Genomic DNA, 21,374 nt, shown 5'->3' with positions numbered 1-21,374 from the left:
TGTTTAGGCAATAATTATGACGCCGATAAAACAATTCTTCATGCTACTTAGATTTTCTCATTGGTCTAAGGCTGCCTTTGTGCTACTTGGCGTTTTTTATTCTGGCTCACTTGAATATCTGCCTGATGCTTTACTGGCGGCATTCTCATTTTGTCTAATTGCTAGCGCCGTTTACATCTACAATGATATACAAGACAGGGAGCAGGATAGATTACATCCACAAAAATGCCGTAGGCCTTTGGCTTCAGGGAATGTATCACTTCCTTTTGCATTGAGTATATTAGCAATCTTACTGGTTGGAGGATTATTGTTGGCTGGGTTGATTTCAATCAATCTTGCTGCACTTCTTGGTTTATATTTGCTGATAAACCTCGCTTATAACCATGCTTTGAAAAATCTGCCTATACTTGATGTGTTATGTATTGCTAGTGGATTTATGTTACGTGTTTTAGCTGGCACTATCGGTATAGGGTTACCTATTTCTTGGTGGCTCACTTTGACGGCAACCTTGATTAGTCTGTTTATTGCTTTGTGCAAGCGACGTTTAGAAAAGCAACTGGATTTAACCTATACAACCAGAGAAGTACTGAAGAAATACTCGCCCAGATTACTGGATTATATGATTAATGGTACCGCTTTCTGTTGTTTTGTAGCCTATCTCCTTTATACCATTTATGCCCGGGATGAATCGTTCTATTTTTTGCTAACAATACCTTTTGCTGCTATTGGACTGTGGCGTTTTGCCTGGGTGACAAGACGAAGTAGTGGTAATGATGATCCGGTTTCCTTATTTTTAAGTGACAACTTATCACGGTTTAATTCGTTGTGTTTTCTAATTTTAACCCTCATTGCGTTGTTTAAATAATGAATAAGAAAGGGTTATTAATTGGTCTATTGCTGGTTGCATCATTTATTTATCTACTCTTATTCCAGTTAAAAGCGATTTGGCCCTTTACCATTGATGATATGTACATTAGTCTTCGTTATGCCAAGCATTGGGCAGATGGGTACGGTTTGTTATGGAATATCGGAGAGGAACCTGTAGAGGGGTATTCTAACTATAGCTTTGTTGTTTTGGCGGCAGTGTCACTCTATTTACATCTTGATCCTGTTATCGTGCTGAAGAGCGCCGGTGTTTTAGGGCTTTTCTTTGCAACAGCGGGCGTTTATTTTCTTTCGCGCTTATGGTTTTCTGCTTGGCTTGCCTTTATTCCCTGTCTATGGATGTTAATATACCGGGGTCAAATAATATGGTCTGTCAGCGGCCTGGAAACGACTGTATATCAGGCTTTGCTCGTTTTTTCCCTATTTTCCCTGTTACGCGGTATGGGCTACGATTTTTATCCTCAGCAAAGAAAAAAATCAAACAAAGTTTATTTCTTGTTAACGGGTTTGTTATTTGCCCTATCAGCAATGACCAGGCCTGAAGCGCCGGCTTTGGTATTGCTTTTGAGCTTCATAGCCTTGTTTGATAGTGGTAATGAAAAGAACAAAACGTATTATAGGAATCTGTTGTGGAGTTGTAGCACCTTTCTCATCCTTTTTTTACCTTATTTCATCTGGCGTTGGTACTACTATGGCAGGTTATTTCCCAATGCCGTTTATTGCAAAGGATTCAACGACTTTTCTGCGTTTAATCTTGATGAAAGTTATTTAGGTTTAATTTTGCCTTTTTTGTTATTAGCTCTGCCTGCGATTTTTTTTGCAAAAGACAGGCGTCATTATTTTTTGTGGACACCAAGTATTTTGTATCTGACTCTATTAATTGGTGCGGATCCCATTGTTGCTTTCTTTAATCGCTTATTTTTGCCTGTTTTTATTCTACTTCTGCCCCTGTCTCTTTTGGGAATGACTTATATATTGCGTTATTTCTTACAAAAAGAAGATGAAATTTATTATACAAGTCTTGTATTTTGTGCGCTTCTTGTTGCGTTTGTTTTTATTCCATCGATGAGTTTGTCCAATTACCGTTATTTTGCTATCAATCCGCAAGCAGGGGAGCATTTGCGGCAGAAGGTCGTAGATTGGTTAACGAATAATGTCACTCAGGACAGCCAGGTATTGCTTGCTGATAGCGGGATGATTCCCTATCTTAGCCCCTTACGTTTTATTGATTCCTATTGCTTGAATAACAAAAAAATGACGAAGATATCACACCAGGAGAGGTATAATCGTATGTGCCAGGACGCATTTCTCATTAAGCCCGAAGCGATTATTTTAACCTCATTAATGGCGAGTGGAAGAGTTATTTATACACCAACTGATTATTGCTTGCGCAGAGAGCTAAAAAAGAACAAATTATATCAATTTCGCACAATATACCAAGTTAAAGACTTGGATTCTTCTTATCGGTATGAAATTTATACCCTATTAAATTAAAGCTGTAGTAATATAGCCGTTGCCATTGATTGACAAATTTTGTGCAGCTCTACCAAGAAAGGAATTTTTTACAATTATGCAGAATATTGGTACTTTTTTTCTGAAACTCTACAAGAAATTACCTGTTATTGCTTTTGATGTAATAGCAATTCCAGTTGCCTGGTACTTTGCTTATTGGCTTCGATATAATATGCAGCCCTTTCCCAGCAGCCTTGTTACGGTTTATTCTCTTTTCGCATTACTGACTTTAATGACGATGCAAATAACCTGTTATTATTATTTTCGGGTTTACCGTGGTTTATGGCGTTTTTCCTCTTTAAATGATGTAGCAAGAATTATTAAGGCTACAGTCTGTGCAACAATACTCTCTATACCCGTTTTTTATTTAGCCTCCCTTCTGCAACATATTCCTCGCTCAGTATTTCCTTTGTACAACATGATTTTAATAACACTGCTTTGTAGCGGCAGACTATTAATGCGTTCTCTCTGGGATAAGCGGGGTAGGGAAGGGCAGGTTAGTGAAATTAAGCGTGTATTGATTATTGGGGCAGGTCGAGCAGGTGAAAGTTTGGTGCGTGATCTCAAACGCACACAGTCTTATCAGCCAGTTGGTTTTGTCGATGACAACCTTGGCAAAAGAGGACTAGAGGTACATGGAATCAGAGTATTAGGTACTTCTCGCGATTTGCTCGATTTAGTTATACAACATCATGTCGATCTGATTTTTATTGCTATTCCTTCAGCAGGCTCTGCAGCGATGCGACGTATAGTCAGTCATTGTGAAAAGTCAAATGTGCCATTTCGTACCTTACCCAGCATCCCTGCTTTGGTGGCAGGGCGTGTAGAAGTAAATGCCCTTCGAGATGTTAACATCGAGGATTTATTAGGGCGTGATCAGGTCCAGTTACAATGGGATAAAATTGCTGCCAACATCAAAAATAAACGCGTTATTGTGACTGGAGGCGGGGGCTCGATTGGTTCTGAATTATGCCGTCAGATCATGGCGCTTCAACCCGGCAAGTTATTAATTGTAGAGAATTCTGAGTTTAATTTATACAAGATAGAGCAGGAGTTGAACAAGAGTTTTCCTCTGATACCCCTTGAGTTAGGATTAGTATCTGTCACTGATAAAGTAGCAATTGACTATTTATTCGACCAATTTAAACCACAAATCGTGTTTCATGCAGCGGCTTATAAACATGTGCCTATGCTTGAGGATCAAATTCGTGTCGCTATACAGAATAATGTTTTAGGGACCCAAATCGTAGCAGAGGCGAGTGTAGCCGTTGGAGTAGAAAAATTTATTTTGATTTCTACAGATAAGGCTGTGAATCCGGCGAATGTCATGGGAACGACCAAACGAGTTGCTGAAATTTATTGTCAGAATTTGAATGAACGGGTTGATACCCAATTCATCACTGTACGGTTTGGTAACGTCTTGGGCTCTGCCGGTAGTGTAGTACCCTTATTTCAAAAGCAATTGCAGGCTGGTGGACCATTAACAGTCACCCACCCCGACATTCAGCGTTATTTCATGACTATACCAGAAGCTTGTCAGTTAATTTTACAGGCAATGGTTAATGGCCACGGGGGGGAAATCTTTGTATTGGATATGGGGGAACCGATTAAAATCAGCTATCTCGCTGAACAAATGATTCGTTTGGCTGGCAAGGAGCCTGGTAAAGATATAGCCATAGAATATACAGGGCTAAGGCCTGGCGAAAAATTATTTGAAGAACTTTTTCATGTGTCCGAACAATTGGCTCCCACGGAGCATGAGAAGTTATTTAAAGCCAAGTTTCGTCAGCTGGAATGGCATGAGTTGATCCAAACAATTCGGTTGTTAAATACGGCTTGTGCTATGCATCATAATGAAGAGCTTTATGTTTTACTAAAGAGTTTAGTGCCGGAATTTAATTCACAGGTAGAAAAAGGGGCAGTAGTTAATTAAGCCATTAGATTGGGCAGTTTTTTCTCTCTAAAAGATTTTTTATGAAGTACTTGTCGATGAGGATTTCTCTCATTTATGATGAAATACGGATGGTTTATAGTTTATTTCAATGAATTTTCCTTATTCGATTATCGATTTAACTCATGGTTTGACTTCTGACTGTCCTTCCTGGGATAAGACCTGCGGTTTTCAATATCATAACGTAATTGATTATCAAGATTGTGATACTGGCCTACCATTTCGAGTGCAGCATCTAATTATGCATGCGGGGATTGGGACTCATATTGATGCCCCTGCTCATTGCATAAAAGGCGGCAAATCGGTAGCAGAGCTTGATTTAAATGATTTGCTCGCTCCAGCAGTGGTTATTGACGTTTCACAAAAAATAAACGCTGATTATAAGGTCGTTGTAGAAGATGTTATGAATTTTGAATCCAGATACGGAAAAATCGAAACTCACTCTTTTGTGATTATTTATACGGGTTGGGATCAATATTGGCTGGAGCCGGAGAAATACCATAATAACTATAATTATCCCTTTATTGCGCAAGAGGCAGCAGAGTTGCTTTTGGAGAGAGAAATTGTGGGACTTGGTATTGATACCTTGTCGCCGGATCGGCCTGGTGCCGGTTATCCAGTTCATCAATTATTCTTAGGGGCAGGTAAATACCTTATTGAGAATGTAGCTAATGCTGTGAAATTACCTGCTGTAGGAAGTTATATTCTTGCTTTACCACTTAAACTTTTGCAAGGTACAGAGGCCCCCCTCAGGCTTGTTGCCTTAATCAATAAGGAAAGGAAATGACCATAAGCTATGATGATTTTGCTCGAGTTGATTTGCGTTCGGGTACAGTAGTAGAGGTTAAAGAGTTTTCACGCGCTAAAAAGCCGGCCTATAAAGTTTGGGTTGATTTTGGCCCTGAAATTGGTATTTTGCAAACTTCAGCACAAGTTACTGCTCACTATACGCCGGAATCTTTAATAGGCAGATTGGTAGTTGGTTGTGTGAATTTGGGTGAAAAAAATATTGCTGGTTTCATCTCACAATTTTTGTTACTTGGTTTTTCTGATGCAGACGGTGCTATTTGCTTGATTACTGCAGATCCCAAGGTGGAAAATGGTCGAAAGTTACACTAATTTATCGAAGTTATCTCTCTCAACTTTTTTGGAGGAGTTGATCAACGCCTTGGAAGATGGGCAGCGTAAATGGGCTCTCAGTTGTATTTTTTGAATCTTGTTAGCGGATTGAATCGTAGCTTGTTTTCGTTGTTCCGTACGGTAACTTGATTCACCTCTTGAAAGAAACAGGGAAATTCCCGCGCGGAATAAATTGGTATTTTGGTTACATCCAAAGAACAACTAATTCCAGGCGGGAACAATCTAGAGAGATATTAATGTGATTATTCAGTTTGATGTTCTTACTAGTGCTAAACTTAGTAGAGATGCACTAGGAGAAAAACTTGTTAGTTATCAATGGCTATTCAAAAAAATTCATCCTGCTAGTCAGTCTGTGGGGATTTTTTTGCTTATTCGATACTTGCAATGCTTATGCGGCAGCGCCATTAGGAAGTGTCCAACGCCCAATACGTGTTGCTGCTGTTAATGAAGCTCCGTTTGTTATTTCTAAAGATCGATTATTGACTGGTTTGGCGGTTGATATTTTTAAATTTGTTGCTGAAACTCAGCACTGGCATTATCAAATCACCCTGGTTGGTGAAGATATTGATGCAGCAATTGATGCTGTTGCCGCAAAAAAATTTGACCTGCTCATTGGACCTATTTCGGTTACCAGTGAACGTATAGTCCGAGTTGATTATGGTAGGCCTTTTTTTCTTAGTGAGGTAAGGCTTGCCTTTAACACCCATTCCGTATCGGCGCTTGAAACGCTTTACAATCTGTTTGAGACAATACCTTTACTAATAGTTGGCTTGATTATTCTAGGATTTTTTCTTATTTCAAACCTTATCTGGTTTGCTGAAAAATCAACAAATGAAGAAATGCCAAAGGGGTATTTTAAAGGAACGTTTTTCTCTCTTTGGGTGTTTATCTCACATTTTCTTAAGGGAGGAATGTTTTTCAGGCCCACAACAACGGCTGCGCGGGTTGCGATTACATTTTGGTTTATAGTGGCTTTATCCTTTTATTTGGTTGTAACCTCTACCTATACGGCCTATATGACAGCGAAAATAGTTAGCGCAAGCGAACCAGTTCATGATGTTAGTGATTTAAGGGGCAAAAAATTAGCTTATGTAAAAGGTGAAATGTATATTAAATACATTAAAGCGATTAATGCTGATCCGGTACCGCAAGTCGATTTAGTGGCGGCAATAGACGCTTTACAGAGCCAGGAAGTTTTTGGGATAGTTGAAGATTCGTTAGTTTTATCCATGGTGATTGATGCTTCAAATTTTAAAGATCTAACGGTATCTAGTTTTAAATTCAGTAGCGATGAACTTGCTTTTGCTTATACGCAGAATAGCCCAATTAGAAATATCATGGATCAAATGATTGTGATTATGCAAGATACAGGAGAGATGGAGACGCTGTGTAAGCTCTATTTGGGTAATAAATACAAGAACTGTGAACTTTAAGTATTTAGAAGCTATTTAAGCCTCACGGCAGACAGCTTCTATATTATGTCCATCAAGATCCAATATATAAGCAGCGTAATAGTTTGGATGATAAATTTCTCTCACCCCGGGAGAACCGTTATCTCTTCCTCCAGCAGCAAGTGCAGTCTTATAAAAAGCATCAACCATTTTTCGGGTTTGGGCACGAAAAGCAAGGTGAATAATGGGGGTTGTCTGGATGCCTTGTTTAAGCCACAATTCAGGTTGACCATGAATGGAGAAGCCTGCCCACTCTTCCCATTCCATAAATAATTCATATCCCAGAGGTTTTAACACGTTAAGATAAAATTCTTTACTGCGTTTGATATCAGAAACTTGTAAACCGACATGATCTAGCATGGATGTTCTCCATCTTTCTTGATGATTAACACTCGTTTATCATCTGTTGTAAAAATAGGTTCATCAAATTATTAGAAAAATAGTAGCACAAGTTTTGCGATGGCTTAAAATGATTTATTAATCAAGGGGGGTACTTATGAGAATTATTGTTATTGGTGCATCCGGGACGATAGGAAGGGCGGTAGTGGAAGAATTACACTTACGCCACGAGATCATTAAAGCTGGCTATAAAAGTGGTGATATCCAGGTGGATATTACTGATAAAAACTCAATTGAAGCGATGTTTAAAAAAATTAAGCAGGTTGATGCGGTGGTGCTTACTACAGGCAAAGTACATTTTGGCGATTTTATGCAAATGAATGGCGATGAGTTCAATATCGGTTTACAAGACAAATTGATGGGGCAGGTCAATACCGTATTAATTGGTAGAAACTACCTTAATGAGGGTGGCTCGTTTACTTTAACCAGTGGGATTTTAAGCCATGATCCAATTCGCTATGGTTGTTCTGCTTCAATGGTTAATGGTGCTTTGAATTCGTTTGTAATTGCTGCCGCGTTGGAAATGCCCAAAAAACAACGTATCAATTGCATTAGTCCTACTGTGATTACTGAGGCTATGAAGCATTATGCAGCGTATTTCAGGGGGTATATGCCTGTCAGCGCAGCCCAGGTAGCACTTGCTTACAGCAAAAGTGTTGAGGGCTTACAAACAGGCAAAGTGTATCAGGTTCAGTAGAGGAAACTACTCTGCTTTTTGTGTCTTTTCTTTGCGATCAGGAAAGATATCTTTAAATTGCAGATGTTTATTGATTTCCATAGCAATAGGATGGCGCTTGGAGAAACCACCTATTTTATAGATTAAAATGGGGCCAACAAAGCTGATAAAGCCCATGGTAAAAGCGATTTTATAGGTTGGATCTTTATTTAATAATAAGAAGATTAAACAGCCAACCATCAATATAATAGCGGCAATACCGGTATAAGGTGAGCCTGGGGTTCTATAACTTAAATCATCTGTAGTATAGCCTGCTTGGTACAAACGTCTGCGGAAGTTAATTTGAGCCCAGCAGAGCGATATCCATGCGATGGCACCAGTAAAGCCCGAAACAAGCAATAGAGCAATATAAAGCATGGACTGACCAAAGAAATAACCAGCAGCAAGTAATAACCAGATGGCAATCAAAGTAACGATACCTGCATTTTGCGGTACAGCATTATGATTAAGTAAGCTCAATTTATGCGGTGCCATACCATTACGAGCCAGTGCATTTAGTGAACGGACTATGCCGTAGACCCCAGAGTTGGAGCAGGAGAGTGTTGCTGTAAGTGTTACAAAACTGGTCACTGCACCAGCCCAGCGTAGCCCATAGAAATTTAGGGCGTCGGCAAAAACAGAATTAGCAAGACCGGCTTTTTGCCAGGGGAAAATCAATACCAGGCAAAAGACTGGGATAATGTAAATGAAAAGAATTCTAAATGTCACGTTTCGAATAGCACGAGGAATCATGCGAGCTGGGTTAACCGACTCGCCGGCGGCTAGTCCGATAATTTCTGAGCCTTGGTAATTGACTAATAAAAGTACCATCGCTGTTAATAGGGCCATCTTGCCATTAGGGAATAGTCCTCCTTGGTCAAAAATAAATTTTGTACCAATAATGCCAGCGGGTTGTGGGCCATGAATAATGCCTAAAAAAATGAGAGTGGCGAGTATAACGAAGCCCATCAGTGCCAGAATTTTAATTAAAGCCAGCCAAAATTCAATTTCACCAAAGGTACCTACTTTGGCGATATTGATATAGGTAATTAACAAGCCAAAGCAGACAGCCCAGACGTAACCATTTATACCGGTAAAATGCTGCATGATAATGCCACCTGCAATACATTCGGCGGGAATATAAGCGACCCAGCTAATCCAATAAGACCACCCTACACCACAGGCTATGGTAGGAGAGATGAAATCAGCCGTGTAAGTTATAAAAGAACCAGAGATTGGGATAGCAACAGCCAATTCCCCCATACATAACATGGTGAGATAAATAATCAAACCACCTAATATATAGGCTAGGAATACTGAAGGGCCAACCAGGTTAACAACCTCCCCAGTGCCCAAAAAATATCCAGATCCGATAATCCCACCTAAGGCGATGAGTTGCACATGGCGATCTTTTAAACCGCGCCTATACCCACCATCACTGATTGGGGCTTGATGATTGTCTTGATGATTAATCACTAGCTGTATAGTCTCTCTCAAAAAGTGAAGCATTAATTGGCTGGAAAATTGTACAATAATTTTCTATTTTGTCCATAAATTTCTATGGAACATAACAATAAAAAGAGATTTTTATAAGAAAAAAGCTGAGAAGGCAAGATTTATTTTTAGCATAATTTACTTGATAATTAATTAGCGAATAAATCCAACCTATTTGTTAGATTTTTTAGCGTTTTGCTGCGCAATTGTCGCCACAAAATAAGTCCTATATTTTTGATTTATCCCTGCAAATCAGGAGCGAGTGACTAATGCAAATCGTATCGACCGAACGGACTTTATTAAGAACCTGGCAAGAGTCAGACTTGTTGCCTTTTGCAAAAATGAACGCTGACGAAGAGGTGATGAGGTATTTTCCTAATACGTTAACAGTACAAGAAACAGCGGCATTGGTTAAGCGCATTGAAACTCATATTTGTCTGCATGGGTTTGGTTTATGGGCTGCGGAACTGAAAGAAACAAACACTTTCATAGGATTTATCGGTTTAAGTACCCCTACTTTTTCTGCTCCTTTTACCCCTTGTGTAGAAATTGGTTGGCGTCTTGCACAGCCTTATTGGAGGCAGGGTTTGGCGACTGAAGGAGCAAAAGCTGTTTTAGCTTATGGTTTTCGTCATTTCAAATTAGATGAGATAGTTTCTTTTACTACGATGCATAATCAGCGTTCACGGCGCGTCATGGAAAAAATAGGGCTAATTCATCACCCAGAGAATGATTTTATTCATCCGAATTTACCGCTTGATCATCCTTTGTCACAACATGTTTTATATCGCTTGTCGTACAAGCAATGGCAACAGCGCGTTACCAAGGAGAATGTGGGGTAGGGGTGATAAATTAGAAAGCATCTCCTGCTCGTGTTCTTTTTAAAGTAGTTACTAGAATGATTTACTAGAATAGCCATCTCATCCAAATGCCTTTTATCATTGCACTTGGCCTGTTCTGGCGTAAAAGTCCGATCGAACCCTTGTGAAAACCTCATCACCGAATCAGTTCATGGTTCGCCCACGGATTGTGGGCATCATTTTTTCAATATCCCGATAACTTAAATTTTTTTTGCTTGCTGCAATAGATCCTCTACTTGCTTATTCTTGAAGGTAACATGCTTCTGCAGTCCTATGGCGATGATTGTTGGCGCCAACTCTTGAAGTACGTGCAAGGCATCTTCTTTCTCTTTGGTTGTCGAGGAATTTTCCAGTAAATTGATATTCGCTAAAAAAGCGCCAACACTCCCTTTTCTTACTTGTACTCCATTTATTTGAGCAAAATCAGCACCATCAGGGATGATATCACTCGCTTGAATACCTTTGCTTGTCATTATTTTCTCCTTACAAATTGTTTAGTGGCCACATAAGGCTATTTTCGATCTGATAAAAACGGTCTATCCCTATGGCTGACAAAAAATCTTCATCATGAGAGATAGCTAATATTGCTGCTGGAAATTCTTTTAATATTTGTATGATATGTTCTCTTGTTACTAAATCAAGGTTATTACATAACTCATCCAAAACAAGAAGTTTTGGGGGTGAGGCTGCAATTTGAGCCAAGCATAATCTTGCTTTCTCACCACCCGATAAATCGCAAACCAGCGTATTGATTTCTTCATTTTTACGAAACAGAAAACGGTTTAAGTGCTCTCTGATTTCTTGGGTAGTCCAATTTGATTTTAACGCTTGAATCGTTATAAAAGCAGTGTGGTGATTAGAGAGGGTAGCATAAAACTGTTCAATATAACCTATATCTTCCAGCCTTGGTGTATGCCAATCGCCTGATCTCCTTAGGTTGGCTTGCACAATCGCTTTAATGAAAGTGGTTTTACCACTACCATTTCTTCCTGCTATCGCAATTCGCTCATTGCCTTGTAGTGAAAAATTAATCGCCTCAATAATGGGTTTATCATAACCGACCGCACCATCTCGAATTGATAATAAAGTGTTTGAATTTACTTGCCCTGCTCGAAGAATGAATTGTGGTTTAATAATGTCTGGACGCTTGAATTGAGCGAGTTGATTAACTAACGATTTTTTTTCAGCAGCAAGGCTTTTTTTATTCTTATTGGCAGTAGCTTGTCCGCGCCCCTGAGCACTACGCAAGGCTAATTTATCACCATCGTATTTATTTTCACCATAAATTTTACGTTTTTTGGCACGTTCTTGTTCCTTCATAAGCTTGTGATGCGTTTTTTTTTGTTCTAGTCCAAGCTGTGAAATGGCTTTTGAAATTACTTGATCTTGAATTGCCAATTCACGGCAATAATCCTCATAATTACCTGCGAAAATGCGAATTCGACCATTATCTATGTGCCATAAGGTATCGACAATTTGGCGGAGTAATTGCGGAGCATGCGAAACAATGATCAAGGTTTCTCTGTAATTATCTAGCAATTTAAAAAGTGCTCGACGATTGATCTTATCCAGATGATTGGTTGGTTCATCCAACAACAGCAGGTTGGGCGAGCGGCTTAAGGCTTTACTTAGCGCCCTATTAAAAGCTTGGCCACCGCTGAGCTGGGTGCGGTAGTCAGCAACCATTTGAGGAACATACGCTAAAACAAGATCAGCGGGATGTTTTACCTCGCCTTCGTAAGAATCCATTTCTCCTGATAACAGTTTGAGCAAGGAAGATTTGCCACTGCCATTTTGGCCCATGATAGCGATGCGCGAACCATGTCGTATGTCAGTGGTGAAATCTTGAAAGCAGGTTTTTTGAGGGAAAGACAGAGTAAGTCTGTTAATACGAAGGGGTTTATGCATAATAGTACTCTCAATATTTAAAGCAAATCCAGAAAACCATGTTTCTGGGCATTTAAAATTTTATTGAGAAATAATATTCATGTTATTGGGTGTCCTGTTGCATAAACTTTACAACTTCTGCATAGTAACAGATCTGAAAATGGAAGAATAGGCCTGTTGAGAAGCGAAATGGACAAACTATTTGTACAGAACATCATTAGCCTGTATGGGGCGAAAGGAAAGCAGTGGCTTGAGAATTTACCTCAAATCATAGAAAGCAAGGAAGAATTTTGGCAGATTAGCGCGCTAAAATCACTGGGTAATCATTCTTACCATTATGTGCTTAGTGGTTTGCAAAATAACAAGGCAGTCGTTTTAAAGCTAACTCCGGATAATAAAACCTTAAATAAAGAGGCGATAGCTTTAAAGGCTTTTGCAGGATTTGGTGTTGTTGCCTTGTTAGATCAAATGAATGATGCCTTGCTGCTTGAATGTGCGGTTCCAGGTCATTCATTAAAAAGTTACTGGCCGGAGAGGGAAGAGGAGGCCATTAAAATTGCTTGTAAATCTATGAAAAAATTACATCAGGCTCCACGTCCACAAGAGGGCGTTTTCCCTTCAATCGATGAATGGCTTGCTGCTTTGGATAAAGAGTGGGACATTCCCGCTGTTTATCTAAAAGAAGCTCGTGAGCTAAAAGAATCTCTTCTTAAGACCAGAAATGAAACCAGATTACTTCATGGCGATCTTCATCATGACAATATCCTTGCCCATGGAGAAGATTGGTTACTTATCGATCCCAAAGGTGTCTTGGGTGAACAAGCTTACGAAGTGACAACGTTTATTCGCAATCCAATACCAGAGTTACTTGACTCTGAAAAAGCATTAGCTATTTTACAAAATCGTATTGAGATGATGGCTGCCTTGCTTGAATTGGATAGACAGCGGATATACAAATGGTGTTTTGTACAAGCCATTCTTTCCTGGATATGGAATTTGGAAGATGGTCTTGATACAGCCTATTTTAGGCAATTGGCGACAATTTTTTATTCCCTGCTGCCGCGCCAGGCTTAAGAAGAAGTTTGGTCCTGCCACTCCTAAAGAATTTATTTATTTGATTTTTTTTAGAACAATCGATAACATCCAGTTGTAATTTTTTAAAGCAAAATGAGCAATAGATTTTTAATTTGTAATGGGAGATGTAAATGCGAACTGAAATATACGACAGACTGATTACTTTGCATAGAGAAATGCATGATTCAAGCAAGTCAACAGCAGAGCGTATAGAAGCCGCAAGTGATTTTGAAAGAGTCGTGGAAACCTGTGATGATAACACACGAAAAATTATTTATGATGCAATAGGAGAAGCGCCTTCCTTCACAGCTTCGCTCCTCTATACTTTGCGTGCAGCAAGCAATGATTATGTCACAACGAATTCATTTTTTTCTGCTGCAGGAACTTTCTTTAAAGTTGCAAACACCAGATTGAATAATCCAACCCATGAGCAACGTGAAGAAACTTATGCGGTACTTGATGCACCAAGGACCTGAATCTACAGCTATTGTGGTCCTTTAAACAGGATGGCGAATTACAGGGCCACAATAGCTATTCGCTTCAAATGATATAATCAAGATAGAATTTTACTCTCTGTTTCCCCCATATATTGTCTTTTAAATAAGGGTTGAAAACCAAGTTTTTCATAAACCGATAAGCCTGCTTCAGAGGCTTCCAGAAAACAAAATTTGGCGCCGGAAAGTCTTGCTTGCTCCAACGCGTAACTAATTAGATAGCTGGCATAGCCTTTTCGTTGGTGCGCGGGCAAAGTACCTACGTCATCAATCCGTATAAGATTTTTATTTTTGGAGAGGGTTAATGCTGATACAGGTTTGTCATTTTCATAGAGACAAAAGTGAGCAAGTTTGGCTCCATTAAGCAAGGCGTTCTTATGGGCCTCTTTGTATTGAGTACAAATATCATAGGCTGATTCAAATGCTTCTACTAAGGGCAACATCCAATCGGTTAGATTTTTATCGGTCTCTTTAATTAATAAATCTGGCGCTGGGGGTAATTTGAGACTTTGCTGTAATTCAGCGAACATGGCTACCCCTTCTTCGCGATATCCAAAACCAATTGTTTCGAGACTGTTTTGCAAACGCTCATTAAAAGACTGCTCGCAAACAGCAATTGTCCAGGGTAAGGCTTGGCTTAAAAAAAATCTGGGCAGATTTTGTGAAAATTGTTTTACTGTCGCTGATATTTTCTTTACAGATAAGAAGATTAAGGCTTTCTGCTTCTACACCAGTAAGATAAATGACTGCCTGGTTAGGAAACTCGATGCATTTTTTGCTGATTGCTCTAAAAAAATAATCTTCGGCGTTTTTAAAAAAATCAATTAACTCATCGTTCATAAAAAAGATTCGCGGAAAGGAAGAGGGGAGCAGTCTTTACTTGGCGGAGAGAGAGGGATTCGAACCCTCGATACGTTGCCGTATACACACTTTCCAGGCGTGCGCCTTCAACCGCTCGGCCATCTCTCCAAGCGCGAAAGGATATACTCATCTTCCAAGGAAATCAAGAAAGTCTATGATGACTATATTTTTCAAGCAACTGTGCGTAGAATGCGGAAAAAATAATCATTGAGGGTTAAATATGCGCGTTTTTGCAATTACTGGGCCGATAGGCTCATCAATCAATACATTTTCAAAGCGATTTGCTGACAAGATTGATAAAAAAGTAGAAGTGACAATCATTGATGAGTCTGATTTTCTAATCTTAACAGCACATGATGAAAAAGATAATGAGACTACGCAGCTAATGCCAGCAGAGTGTAGTAAAAAATATGATAAAAATAGACCCATTGATTATGCGCTTTTAAAAACGGCAATTTCTTCTCAATCAGGGATAGTGATTGTGAGAGGAAACTATCTATTTGCCGATGAGTCTTTGCGCGCCCTTTTTGATGTTAAAGTATTTTTGAGTGCTGATGGGGATACCTGTGTGGCTAATTATTTGCGAGATATCAAACCGATTGCAACTTTAGTTGCACCTGTATTAGATTTTTTTGAGAAGGATATCAAACTCAAAAATGATGAACAAATTAATCCCTTACAAAAATATACTGATATAACCATACCTGAAGCCAGCTTGGATGGTCCAGGCATGCTGTTATTATTAACTAGTGTTGATGGACTATACCCACAGCTACCCAAAGAAGTGAGGGGGAATAAATACCAAAGTAAGTTTTTTATTGCTTCAGAAGGTACTGGAAAGAGCAAAATAGAGGGAGCCGAGATGATGAATATTGGTCCTACTGAACTGGATACCCAGCGAACCACAGAGTCTCAAGAGCCTAACCCCTATTCCAGCGTACCTGCTAATATTTGAGGTTACATGCTGCAATTTGAGCATGCAAAATACAAATAAATGTTTATACTTAGGATAAGAATTTCTGGCTATAGAAGGGAAAAAACATGATTAGTCGTTTGCTTATGGCTCTTTGTGGATTAGGGGTTTCCGCACAAAGCTTGGCTTTTCCTTGTTTCCTTACCTTGGCTAAAGATAGTTGTTGGACCAATTATGATGTCAAGGTAATCGTCATGGATGCAAGTAATAATCAGCCTATCACGACGGTTGAAGTTCCTAAAGGACAGTCTTGGACGAGACAACCGTTTACCTGTCAGCCGGGCCAGAAGTTAATTTATCAGGCAAGCTTTCAACCCGCATTTTGGCAAAGCGAGGTAGGGAAAGTTTATATGGCTATTCGTTATTGGTCTCTACCTGCAACGCCGAAACCAGGTGATACCGCCTGGGATATTCCTGTTTGTTATCCTGCCGCTTTTGCTGCTGTTCCCTTTCCTCCTGATGCAACGGGGAATTGCAAATGTGATTTTGGCAGTATTCCTCCGGTGCCACCGCAGCCAGCCAGTTAGGACCTATTGGCACAAGCACTGCCCTTTGTGTATCATGCTCTATTCGATGGAGATAAAAATAACTAGGGGCGTAACTTGGTGACTTTAAGACATCAAATCGGGCAAATGCTTATTATGGGTTTTTCAGGTACAGCAATTGACGACCTTAATCCCGTTAAAGAATGGTTAAGCACCGATGGTTTAGGTGGGGTATTGTTATTTGACTTTGATTTAGCTAAACAACAGCCTGGCAAAAATTTAGTAGATATCGCCCAAATTAAACGATTAACTCAGCAACTGAATCATTACGCCAACCTATCTGCTGGGAAAGAAGGGCTTCCTCTTTTCGTTGCTTTAGATTATGAAGGTGGTGCTGTCGATAGACTGCGCAATATTAAAGATTGTATGCCGACAATGAGTCCTCATGAATTGGCGCAATTATCCGATGAGTTGTTACAAATTGAAGCCGGAAAAATGGCTGAAACTTTGAAAATACTGGGATTTAATCTAAATTTTGCTCCCGTGGTTGATCTTAATTTGAATGAAAATCAAGGCATTATCGGCAAATTGGGTCGTAGTTTTTCTGCTGATCCCAAGCGCGTTGCACATATTGCCAGGCAATTTGTAGACGTGTTTTCTAAACAGGGGATTAGCTGTTGCTATAAACACTTTCCTGGTCATGGAAGTGCTGTTGGCGACACTCATCATGGTTTTGTTGATGTAACGACAACTTTTCAAAATAGTGAGCTCGAGCCTTATAACCTCTTGTTAAGAGATAATCCTTCATTACCAGCTATGGTGATGACGGCTCATGTGATTAATCGTCAGTTGGATGCCAGTGGCTTGCCTGCCACCTTGTCGCACGCTATTTTAACTGGTTTGCTTCGTCAAGAATTGGGATTTGATGGTGTGATAATCAGTGATGATTTGCAAATGCATGCAATTAGTAAGCATTATTCTGTGGATGATGCTTTGCGTTTAACTATTAATGCTGGAGCAGATATGGTAATTTTTGCTAATCAGTTGGGAGAAATTGCAGCAACTGAAGTTGTCGATAGAATTGAGCATTTAGTCCTTTCAAATGCTATAGAGCGAAGTCGTATAGACCAAGCTTATCAACGGATCTCTCGTTTAAAACGATTGCAGTTGGCCTTGGACAAGACTTCTGCCGTACAATGTGCTTGACCTGGTAGCAATTTGTGTTAAAATATGCTCTCATTGTTCATAAAAAATACATTTGCTGGTGATTATGAAAGACTCTAACTTGGCTTATTCGACTATTACAACTCTCTACGTCTCTTCAATCCTGCCTTGCTGTTGTTGTTGCTAATCCTCTTTTTAAGTTAGTAAATCTTTAATTAATTATTTTATAAGGTATTTTTTCATGTGCGCCCAACATTCCCAGAAAAAAAGATGGCTTAGTACACCTTTTTTATACACTGTCATGATCCTTCTTGGTATTGTCAGTGGATACTCCGACATTTCTTTGCTAAAAACCTTTGGTTTGTTTATTGCTGATGTATTTATAAAAATTTTTAAATGCATCAGCTTACCAATTATTGCCTTGTCCATTATTGTTACGCTATCGAATTATCGTGCTGACGGTGTTATGCGTACTATTTGGCGACGTGCAATGTGCTACACTTTAGGTACTACGCTCATTGCGGCAGCAGTGAGTTGCATGTTATATCTGCTCATTCATCCTAGCATGGTTGGTGTTATTAAACAGACTGTCAGTGAGCCGCAAACAACAAGTCAACTTGGTTATTTCCAACATATTGCCAATTTGATTCCTTCGACTATCTTTTCACCTTTCTTAGAGCATCAGGTGATGGGTGTTTTATTAATTGGGATTGTGATTGGGGTAGCAATTCGATTTATTCCTGAGCCTGAGGCCAGACAAACGATTACGCAATTTTTCCGAGGTGCGCACGGGCTATTTATGGTGATAACCAATTGGGTCATTACCATTATTCCTTTAGGTCTTTATGGATTTATTACGACGACTGTCGTGCAATTGCGGGACGGGATGGCGATTAAAGGAATTGGCGAATATCTGTTGATAATCGTCCTTGCCAATTTAGTTCAAGGATTTGTGATTCTACCCTTGTGGCTAAAATCACAGGGCATTAAACCTTTTGCCGCCTTTAAGGGGATGTTACCTGCCTTGTCGGTTGCTTTCTTTTCTAAATCGTCCGTTGGTACTTTACCGGTAACAATGGAAACTGCTGAGAAAAATTTGCATGTTAAACCTGAAGTAAGTCGTTTTGTATTACCACTTTGCACGAGTCTAAATATGAATGGCTGTGCTGCGTTTATCTTCACTACGGTCATTTATCTGATGCAAAATCATGGGATAGAGGTTTCTTTTGCCATGATGGCTTTATGGGTAGTTATTGCAACGATAGCAGCTATTGGTAATGCCGGTGTCCCAATGGGATGCTTTTTTCTTAGTGCCAGCTTACTGGCAAGTATGAATGTGCCGATTACTTTAATGGGCATTATTTTACCTTTCTACAGTTTAATCGACATGTTGGAGACTGCACTGAATGTTTGGTCTGATTCCTGTGTCGCCAAAGTTGTTGATGATAAGGTTAAGCAAGATAAAGAAATCATTGTACCCGGCGCAGATCAAATTAATGTTGTGGGCTCAGTCTGATTCCGCAATAAATTAAATCTGTATCTATTCTCCTTGGTGGTATGGCCACCAAGGTCTCTTCCGATCGAGCAAAATTATTTATCTAACAGGACTGATTTTTAGTCAGGGCTTATAAAAAATTTGATGATTAGTTAGTCTAAACATGCTCAAATCAAATTTTTGCCTCGACCTCGACGTCATACCACGTATACTGGAGCAGGTTTTTACTTTTTTGGCAGGCCTTTATTGCCTGGTTCATGGTATTGGTTAATTTTTTCGTTCTTATTATCTGTCTTGCTTGCTTACAGGGCTTATCTGGAGGAGCAAACACTACGAAAAGAGTTGGAAGGATATAGCGCTTATATGAAGAAATAACTTAGCGCCATATCCCTTATATTTGGTAAGAGGCTTCTTTGAAAACTGTACTGCATTGGAACATCGCAGCATGGTTCACATGAGAGCAAATGAGCCGCGAAGCGCTGGGAATTAACGCTTTCGCTCAAGATGGTAAAAGGAAGCAGCCCCTAGAGGTCACGCCAGAGTATGGCTGATAGGGTACCTTCATCCTCAAAGACGTTTAATATCTCATCAATAGTCTGTAGGGGGACATTATTTACCACGAGTTGATAAATAAGTTTCTTTCCACTTTTAGTTGTTATATAGCCCGCAAACCCTTGGCCTTTTAGGATTAATCCCTGAGAAGTGCCTTCAGCATAGGTTCCAGTTTTTGCGCGCACTTTCCCTGTTGCTCCTTTTAGAGATGGGTTTTTTTGAAATGCAGTGACAGTTGCTAGCGATCCATCAATGCCAAGAATAGGTAGTGCGTCAAAATAGGCTTGAAAAACAGGAAGTGTACTCATTATTTGTAACCATTTTGTGACCACAAAGTTGGTCGCAGTTGTAGGTCCACCCCCACTACCATCAATAAAATAGAATTCGTTAGCAGGAAGATGGTATTGGGACGTTAAGAGATTTTTTTCAACGAATAACGCATCAGCCATATTCTTTACACTTTGAGTCAGTCCAAAGAGAACTAAACTTGTATCTGCACCGATATTATAACTTACTTTAAGAATGAATTTGGCGTATTCAGAATAGGGTAATGAGATCAACGAAGTGATTGGCATGGAAGTACCACTTGCTGGGCTCGGATTGATAGCTACTACAGGTGCATTAACAGTAATACCGGCTTGTTTCAGGGCTTCAATAAAAACAGTGCGGGCATAATTGCCTGGTTCAACTATCCTAAATGTTTGCACAAGAGGTAATTTTTCGGTTAAAGGAGGTAAAAAATTAATCGGGATATTGCCGCTAATCTGGCCTTGACAAGGGTTTTTGCCTATACATCCAGGTAATTCCGGACTGAGTTTGTAAGTTTCCTGGGTGCCAGCCGCTGTCGTTTTAAGATGGGACTGAATAGTAAACGCTTCTGATACAGGTCTCCAGTTAACGGAAGCAAAATTACCAACGGAGCTGGGATTTATTGTGACATCAACAACGTCATCATTGACAAAAATCGCACTAACATTAAATTCATCGCGGAAATTGAAAGGGGTGAAAAGTCTATCATCAATAATAACATTCCCATTAATTCGCCGTATTCCAAAATCATAAACCTGTTTCGCCAATTTTTTATAACCTGCGAGTGGATCAGGCTTGGTAAGAATGGCATTGCCAAGAGAGTTCGCTTCGTTATGATCAAAATCTGAAAGAGCAATCGTACCATCAGGCAGAGTGCGTCCACCCATTGTTAAATCACCTGATGCGACAAGAATCAGATTTCCAGTTAATACTCCTTTGCTGTCTAGGGTTCCTTGATAGTTAACAGGGGTATGAAATTTATAATCTGCACCTAATTGGTTGAGTAATTCTCCAATTGAAAAAAGTTTCCGAATGGAACCTATATAAAAATTATCATGTGGTCTTAAATTGATTAATAAATCACCGGTTTCTTGCTCAATAACCTGTAGTCCCCAAGTGGAGTTTTTGTAGAGAGGTTTATTTAAGATGGCATCAATATCCTCATTTCTTCTAATAGAAATCTCATCTTGGGAAGAGATGACAGAGCAATGAGTTGACTGAGCAGATGTTTGACAAACTTGGGGCCCCCCTTGAATGGTATTATTTTTCATAGTTGCTGCGTTTATTTCAAGAATGAGCGTACAACTGGCACCAGGTTCTAAGTCAAATGTGCTTTGGCAAGTTCCTTTTCCAGTAGTAATCTGTTGTATCCCTGAAGAGAAAGGGATTAAGCGATTATGGATGAGAGGGGAGGAGGTATTATTTAAAACCATATATTTTGTTTGAATTATTTGCTTATTGATAATGAATTTTGGTGTTTTTTCAATGGCTTTAATAATAAATCCCTGCTTTTCTGCAAGAGAAAGCATTGGGAATAGTAGTACTGTAATAAGGGTCAGTAACTTATGAAACGTCATAATAATTCCTTTTATAAATCCTTATTTAAAATAGAGGTGACACCTCAGGGGGCAAAGCTTAATGGTCCTTACGTAAGGAAATGGAGTCCATTTTAA

The 21,374-nt window shown here is 39.5% G+C and carries 21 protein-coding genes and 1 tRNA gene; 14 read left to right on the top strand and 8 right to left on the bottom strand.

Annotation, left to right across the window (positions count from 1 at the left end; translation table 11 throughout):
• Positions 1-16: 16 nt before the first annotated feature.
• From DYC89_RS09415 to DYC89_RS09390, 6 genes are all read left to right on the top strand, one after another.
• Positions 17-865, top strand: a complete 849-nt coding sequence (locus tag DYC89_RS09415) for a decaprenyl-phosphate phosphoribosyltransferase (protein WP_181879363.1) — start codon at positions 17-19, stop codon at positions 863-865.
• Positions 865-2,379, top strand: a complete 1,515-nt coding sequence (locus DYC89_RS09410) for a protein LphB (protein WP_115221551.1) — start codon at positions 865-867, stop codon at positions 2,377-2,379. Before DYC89_RS09415 ends, DYC89_RS09410 begins: the two co-directional genes overlap by 1 nt.
• 76 nt (positions 2,380-2,455) lie before the next feature.
• Positions 2,456-4,330 (top strand): polysaccharide biosynthesis protein, encoded by a 1,875-nt coding sequence (locus tag DYC89_RS09405; protein ID WP_115221550.1) that lies wholly within the window; start codon positions 2,456-2,458, stop codon positions 4,328-4,330.
• A gap of 109 nt (positions 4,331-4,439) precedes the next feature.
• Positions 4,440-5,135, top strand: a complete 696-nt coding sequence (locus DYC89_RS09400; protein ID WP_115221549.1) for a cyclase family protein — start codon at positions 4,440-4,442, stop codon at positions 5,133-5,135.
• Positions 5,132-5,467: a tRNA-binding protein gene (locus DYC89_RS09395; protein ID WP_058443384.1), complete on the top strand. Its 336-nt coding sequence runs from the start codon at positions 5,132-5,134 to the stop codon at positions 5,465-5,467. The genes DYC89_RS09400 and DYC89_RS09395 overlap by 4 nt, the downstream gene beginning before the upstream one ends.
• A gap of 323 nt (positions 5,468-5,790) precedes the next feature.
• Positions 5,791-6,921, top strand: a complete 1,131-nt coding sequence (locus DYC89_RS09390) for a transporter substrate-binding domain-containing protein (RefSeq protein WP_115221548.1) — start codon at positions 5,791-5,793, stop codon at positions 6,919-6,921.
• 15 nt (positions 6,922-6,936) lie between these two features.
• On the opposite strand, the gene DYC89_RS09385 is transcribed toward DYC89_RS09390, so the two are convergent.
• Complete coding sequence (locus DYC89_RS09385; RefSeq protein ID WP_115221547.1) at positions 6,937-7,299, bottom strand: VOC family protein; 363 nt, start codon at positions 7,297-7,299, stop codon at positions 6,937-6,939.
• A gap of 136 nt (positions 7,300-7,435) precedes the next feature.
• Between DYC89_RS09385 and DYC89_RS09380 the strand changes: the two genes are divergently transcribed.
• Positions 7,436-8,035: a short chain dehydrogenase gene (locus DYC89_RS09380; protein WP_115221546.1), complete on the top strand. Its 600-nt coding sequence runs from the start codon at positions 7,436-7,438 to the stop codon at positions 8,033-8,035.
• A 6-nt stretch (positions 8,036-8,041) separates the two neighbouring features.
• Here the strand turns inward: DYC89_RS09380 and DYC89_RS09375 are convergent, their stop codons facing one another.
• The gene (locus DYC89_RS09375; protein WP_115221545.1) at positions 8,042-9,529 is read right to left on the bottom strand and encodes an amino acid permease; all 1,488 of its coding nucleotides are present in this window, start codon (positions 9,527-9,529) and stop codon (positions 8,042-8,044) included.
• Positions 9,530-9,816: 287 nt separating this feature from the next.
• Between DYC89_RS09375 and DYC89_RS09370 the strand changes: the two genes are divergently transcribed.
• Complete coding sequence (locus DYC89_RS09370) at positions 9,817-10,389, top strand: GNAT family N-acetyltransferase (RefSeq protein ID WP_115221544.1); 573 nt, start codon at positions 9,817-9,819, stop codon at positions 10,387-10,389.
• A gap of 218 nt (positions 10,390-10,607) precedes the next feature.
• Here the strand turns inward: DYC89_RS09370 and DYC89_RS09365 are convergent, their stop codons facing one another.
• Together DYC89_RS09365 and DYC89_RS09360 are read right to left on the bottom strand one after the other, a co-directional pair.
• Positions 10,608-10,880, bottom strand: coding sequence for a hypothetical protein (locus DYC89_RS09365; RefSeq protein ID WP_115221543.1), 273 nt, complete (start codon positions 10,878-10,880; stop codon positions 10,608-10,610).
• Between the two features lie 10 nt (positions 10,881-10,890).
• Positions 10,891-12,315: an ATP-binding cassette domain-containing protein gene (locus tag DYC89_RS09360; RefSeq protein ID WP_115221542.1), complete on the bottom strand. Its 1,425-nt coding sequence runs from the start codon at positions 12,313-12,315 to the stop codon at positions 10,891-10,893.
• Positions 12,316-12,483: 168 nt separating this feature from the next.
• On the opposite strand from DYC89_RS09360, the gene DYC89_RS09355 reads away from it, so the two are divergent.
• Both DYC89_RS09355 and DYC89_RS09350 read left to right on the top strand, forming a co-directional pair.
• Complete coding sequence (locus DYC89_RS09355; RefSeq protein ID WP_115221541.1) at positions 12,484-13,368, top strand: aminoglycoside phosphotransferase family protein; 885 nt, start codon at positions 12,484-12,486, stop codon at positions 13,366-13,368.
• 131 nt (positions 13,369-13,499) lie between these two features.
• Positions 13,500-13,844, top strand: a complete 345-nt coding sequence (locus DYC89_RS09350; protein WP_115221540.1) for a hypothetical protein — start codon at positions 13,500-13,502, stop codon at positions 13,842-13,844.
• A gap of 77 nt (positions 13,845-13,921) precedes the next feature.
• Here DYC89_RS09350 and DYC89_RS09345 read toward each other — a convergent pair whose 3' ends face one another.
• From DYC89_RS09345 to DYC89_RS09335, 3 genes are all read right to left on the bottom strand, one after another.
• Positions 13,922-14,446 carry a GNAT family N-acetyltransferase gene (locus tag DYC89_RS09345; protein ID WP_147285499.1) on the bottom strand — a complete coding sequence of 175 codons (525 nt, stop codon included), beginning with the start codon at positions 14,444-14,446 and terminating at the stop codon, positions 13,922-13,924.
• A 7-nt stretch (positions 14,447-14,453) separates the two neighbouring features.
• A complete protein-coding gene (locus DYC89_RS09340) occupies positions 14,454-14,702 on the bottom strand; it encodes a hypothetical protein (protein ID WP_115221538.1) in 249 nt (82 codons plus the stop codon).
• A gap of 41 nt (positions 14,703-14,743) precedes the next feature.
• Positions 14,744-14,831, bottom strand: a tRNA-Ser gene (locus tag DYC89_RS09335).
• Between the two features lie 112 nt (positions 14,832-14,943).
• On the opposite strand from DYC89_RS09335, the gene DYC89_RS09330 reads away from it, so the two are divergent.
• From DYC89_RS09330 to DYC89_RS09315, 4 genes are all read left to right on the top strand, one after another.
• Positions 14,944-15,678 carry a hypothetical protein gene (locus DYC89_RS09330; RefSeq protein ID WP_115221537.1) on the top strand — a complete coding sequence of 245 codons (735 nt, stop codon included), beginning with the start codon at positions 14,944-14,946 and terminating at the stop codon, positions 15,676-15,678.
• 86 nt (positions 15,679-15,764) lie between these two features.
• Entirely contained in the window at positions 15,765-16,223 is a 459-nt protein-coding gene (locus DYC89_RS09325; protein ID WP_115221536.1) for a hypothetical protein, read from the top strand.
• Between the two features lie 75 nt (positions 16,224-16,298).
• A complete protein-coding gene (locus tag DYC89_RS09320; protein WP_115221535.1) occupies positions 16,299-17,387 on the top strand; it encodes a glycoside hydrolase family 3 N-terminal domain-containing protein in 1,089 nt (362 codons plus the stop codon).
• 199 nt (positions 17,388-17,586) lie between these two features.
• Positions 17,587-18,861, top strand: a complete 1,275-nt coding sequence (locus DYC89_RS09315) for a dicarboxylate/amino acid:cation symporter (RefSeq protein ID WP_115221534.1) — start codon at positions 17,587-17,589, stop codon at positions 18,859-18,861.
• A gap of 503 nt (positions 18,862-19,364) precedes the next feature.
• Here the strand turns inward: DYC89_RS09315 and DYC89_RS09310 are convergent.
• Positions 19,365-21,278, bottom strand: a complete 1,914-nt coding sequence (locus DYC89_RS09310) for a D-alanyl-D-alanine carboxypeptidase/D-alanyl-D-alanine-endopeptidase (protein ID WP_245953973.1) — start codon at positions 21,276-21,278, stop codon at positions 19,365-19,367.
• Between the last annotated feature and the right edge of the window lie 96 nt (positions 21,279-21,374).

It is taken from the genome of Legionella donaldsonii, from assembly GCF_900452385.1.
Classification (GTDB): domain Bacteria; phylum Pseudomonadota; class Gammaproteobacteria; order Legionellales; family Legionellaceae; genus Tatlockia; species Tatlockia donaldsonii.
The sequence above is the reverse complement of the archived record's forward strand: the minus strand, read 5'-3'. Positions and strand labels throughout refer to the sequence as shown.

What these genes read in the sequence shown, in the direction of transcription:
- DYC89_RS09415 (WP_181879363.1), top strand. Translation starts at nt 17, where the DNA reads ATGACGCCGATAAAACAATTCTTCATGCTACTTAGATTTTCTCATTGG.
- DYC89_RS09410 (WP_115221551.1), top strand. Translation starts at nt 865, where the DNA reads ATGAATAAGAAAGGGTTATTAATTGGTCTATTGCTGGTTGCATCATTT.
- DYC89_RS09405 (WP_115221550.1), top strand. Translation starts at nt 2,456, where the DNA reads ATGCAGAATATTGGTACTTTTTTTCTGAAACTCTACAAGAAATTACCT.
- DYC89_RS09400 (WP_115221549.1), top strand. Translation starts at nt 4,440, where the DNA reads ATGAATTTTCCTTATTCGATTATCGATTTAACTCATGGTTTGACTTCT.
- DYC89_RS09395 (WP_058443384.1), top strand. Translation starts at nt 5,132, where the DNA reads ATGACCATAAGCTATGATGATTTTGCTCGAGTTGATTTGCGTTCGGGT.
- DYC89_RS09385 (WP_115221547.1), bottom strand. Translation starts at nt 7,299, where the DNA reads ATGCTAGATCATGTCGGTTTACAAGTTTCTGATATCAAACGCAGTAAA.
- DYC89_RS09380 (WP_115221546.1), top strand. Translation starts at nt 7,436, where the DNA reads ATGAGAATTATTGTTATTGGTGCATCCGGGACGATAGGAAGGGCGGTA.
- DYC89_RS09370 (WP_115221544.1), top strand. Translation starts at nt 9,817, where the DNA reads ATGCAAATCGTATCGACCGAACGGACTTTATTAAGAACCTGGCAAGAG.
- DYC89_RS09365 (WP_115221543.1), bottom strand. Translation starts at nt 10,880, where the DNA reads ATGACAAGCAAAGGTATTCAAGCGAGTGATATCATCCCTGATGGTGCT.
- DYC89_RS09360 (WP_115221542.1), bottom strand. Translation starts at nt 12,315, where the DNA reads ATGCATAAACCCCTTCGTATTAACAGACTTACTCTGTCTTTCCCTCAA.
- DYC89_RS09355 (WP_115221541.1), top strand. Translation starts at nt 12,484, where the DNA reads ATGGACAAACTATTTGTACAGAACATCATTAGCCTGTATGGGGCGAAA.
- DYC89_RS09350 (WP_115221540.1), top strand. Translation starts at nt 13,500, where the DNA reads ATGCGAACTGAAATATACGACAGACTGATTACTTTGCATAGAGAAATG.
- DYC89_RS09340 (WP_115221538.1), bottom strand. Translation starts at nt 14,702, where the DNA reads ATGAACGATGAGTTAATTGATTTTTTTAAAAACGCCGAAGATTATTTT.
- DYC89_RS09330 (WP_115221537.1), top strand. Translation starts at nt 14,944, where the DNA reads ATGCGCGTTTTTGCAATTACTGGGCCGATAGGCTCATCAATCAATACA.
- DYC89_RS09325 (WP_115221536.1), top strand. Translation starts at nt 15,765, where the DNA reads ATGATTAGTCGTTTGCTTATGGCTCTTTGTGGATTAGGGGTTTCCGCA.
- DYC89_RS09315 (WP_115221534.1), top strand. Translation starts at nt 17,587, where the DNA reads ATGTGCGCCCAACATTCCCAGAAAAAAAGATGGCTTAGTACACCTTTT.
- DYC89_RS09310 (WP_245953973.1), bottom strand. Translation starts at nt 21,278, where the DNA reads ATGACGTTTCATAAGTTACTGACCCTTATTACAGTACTACTATTCCCA.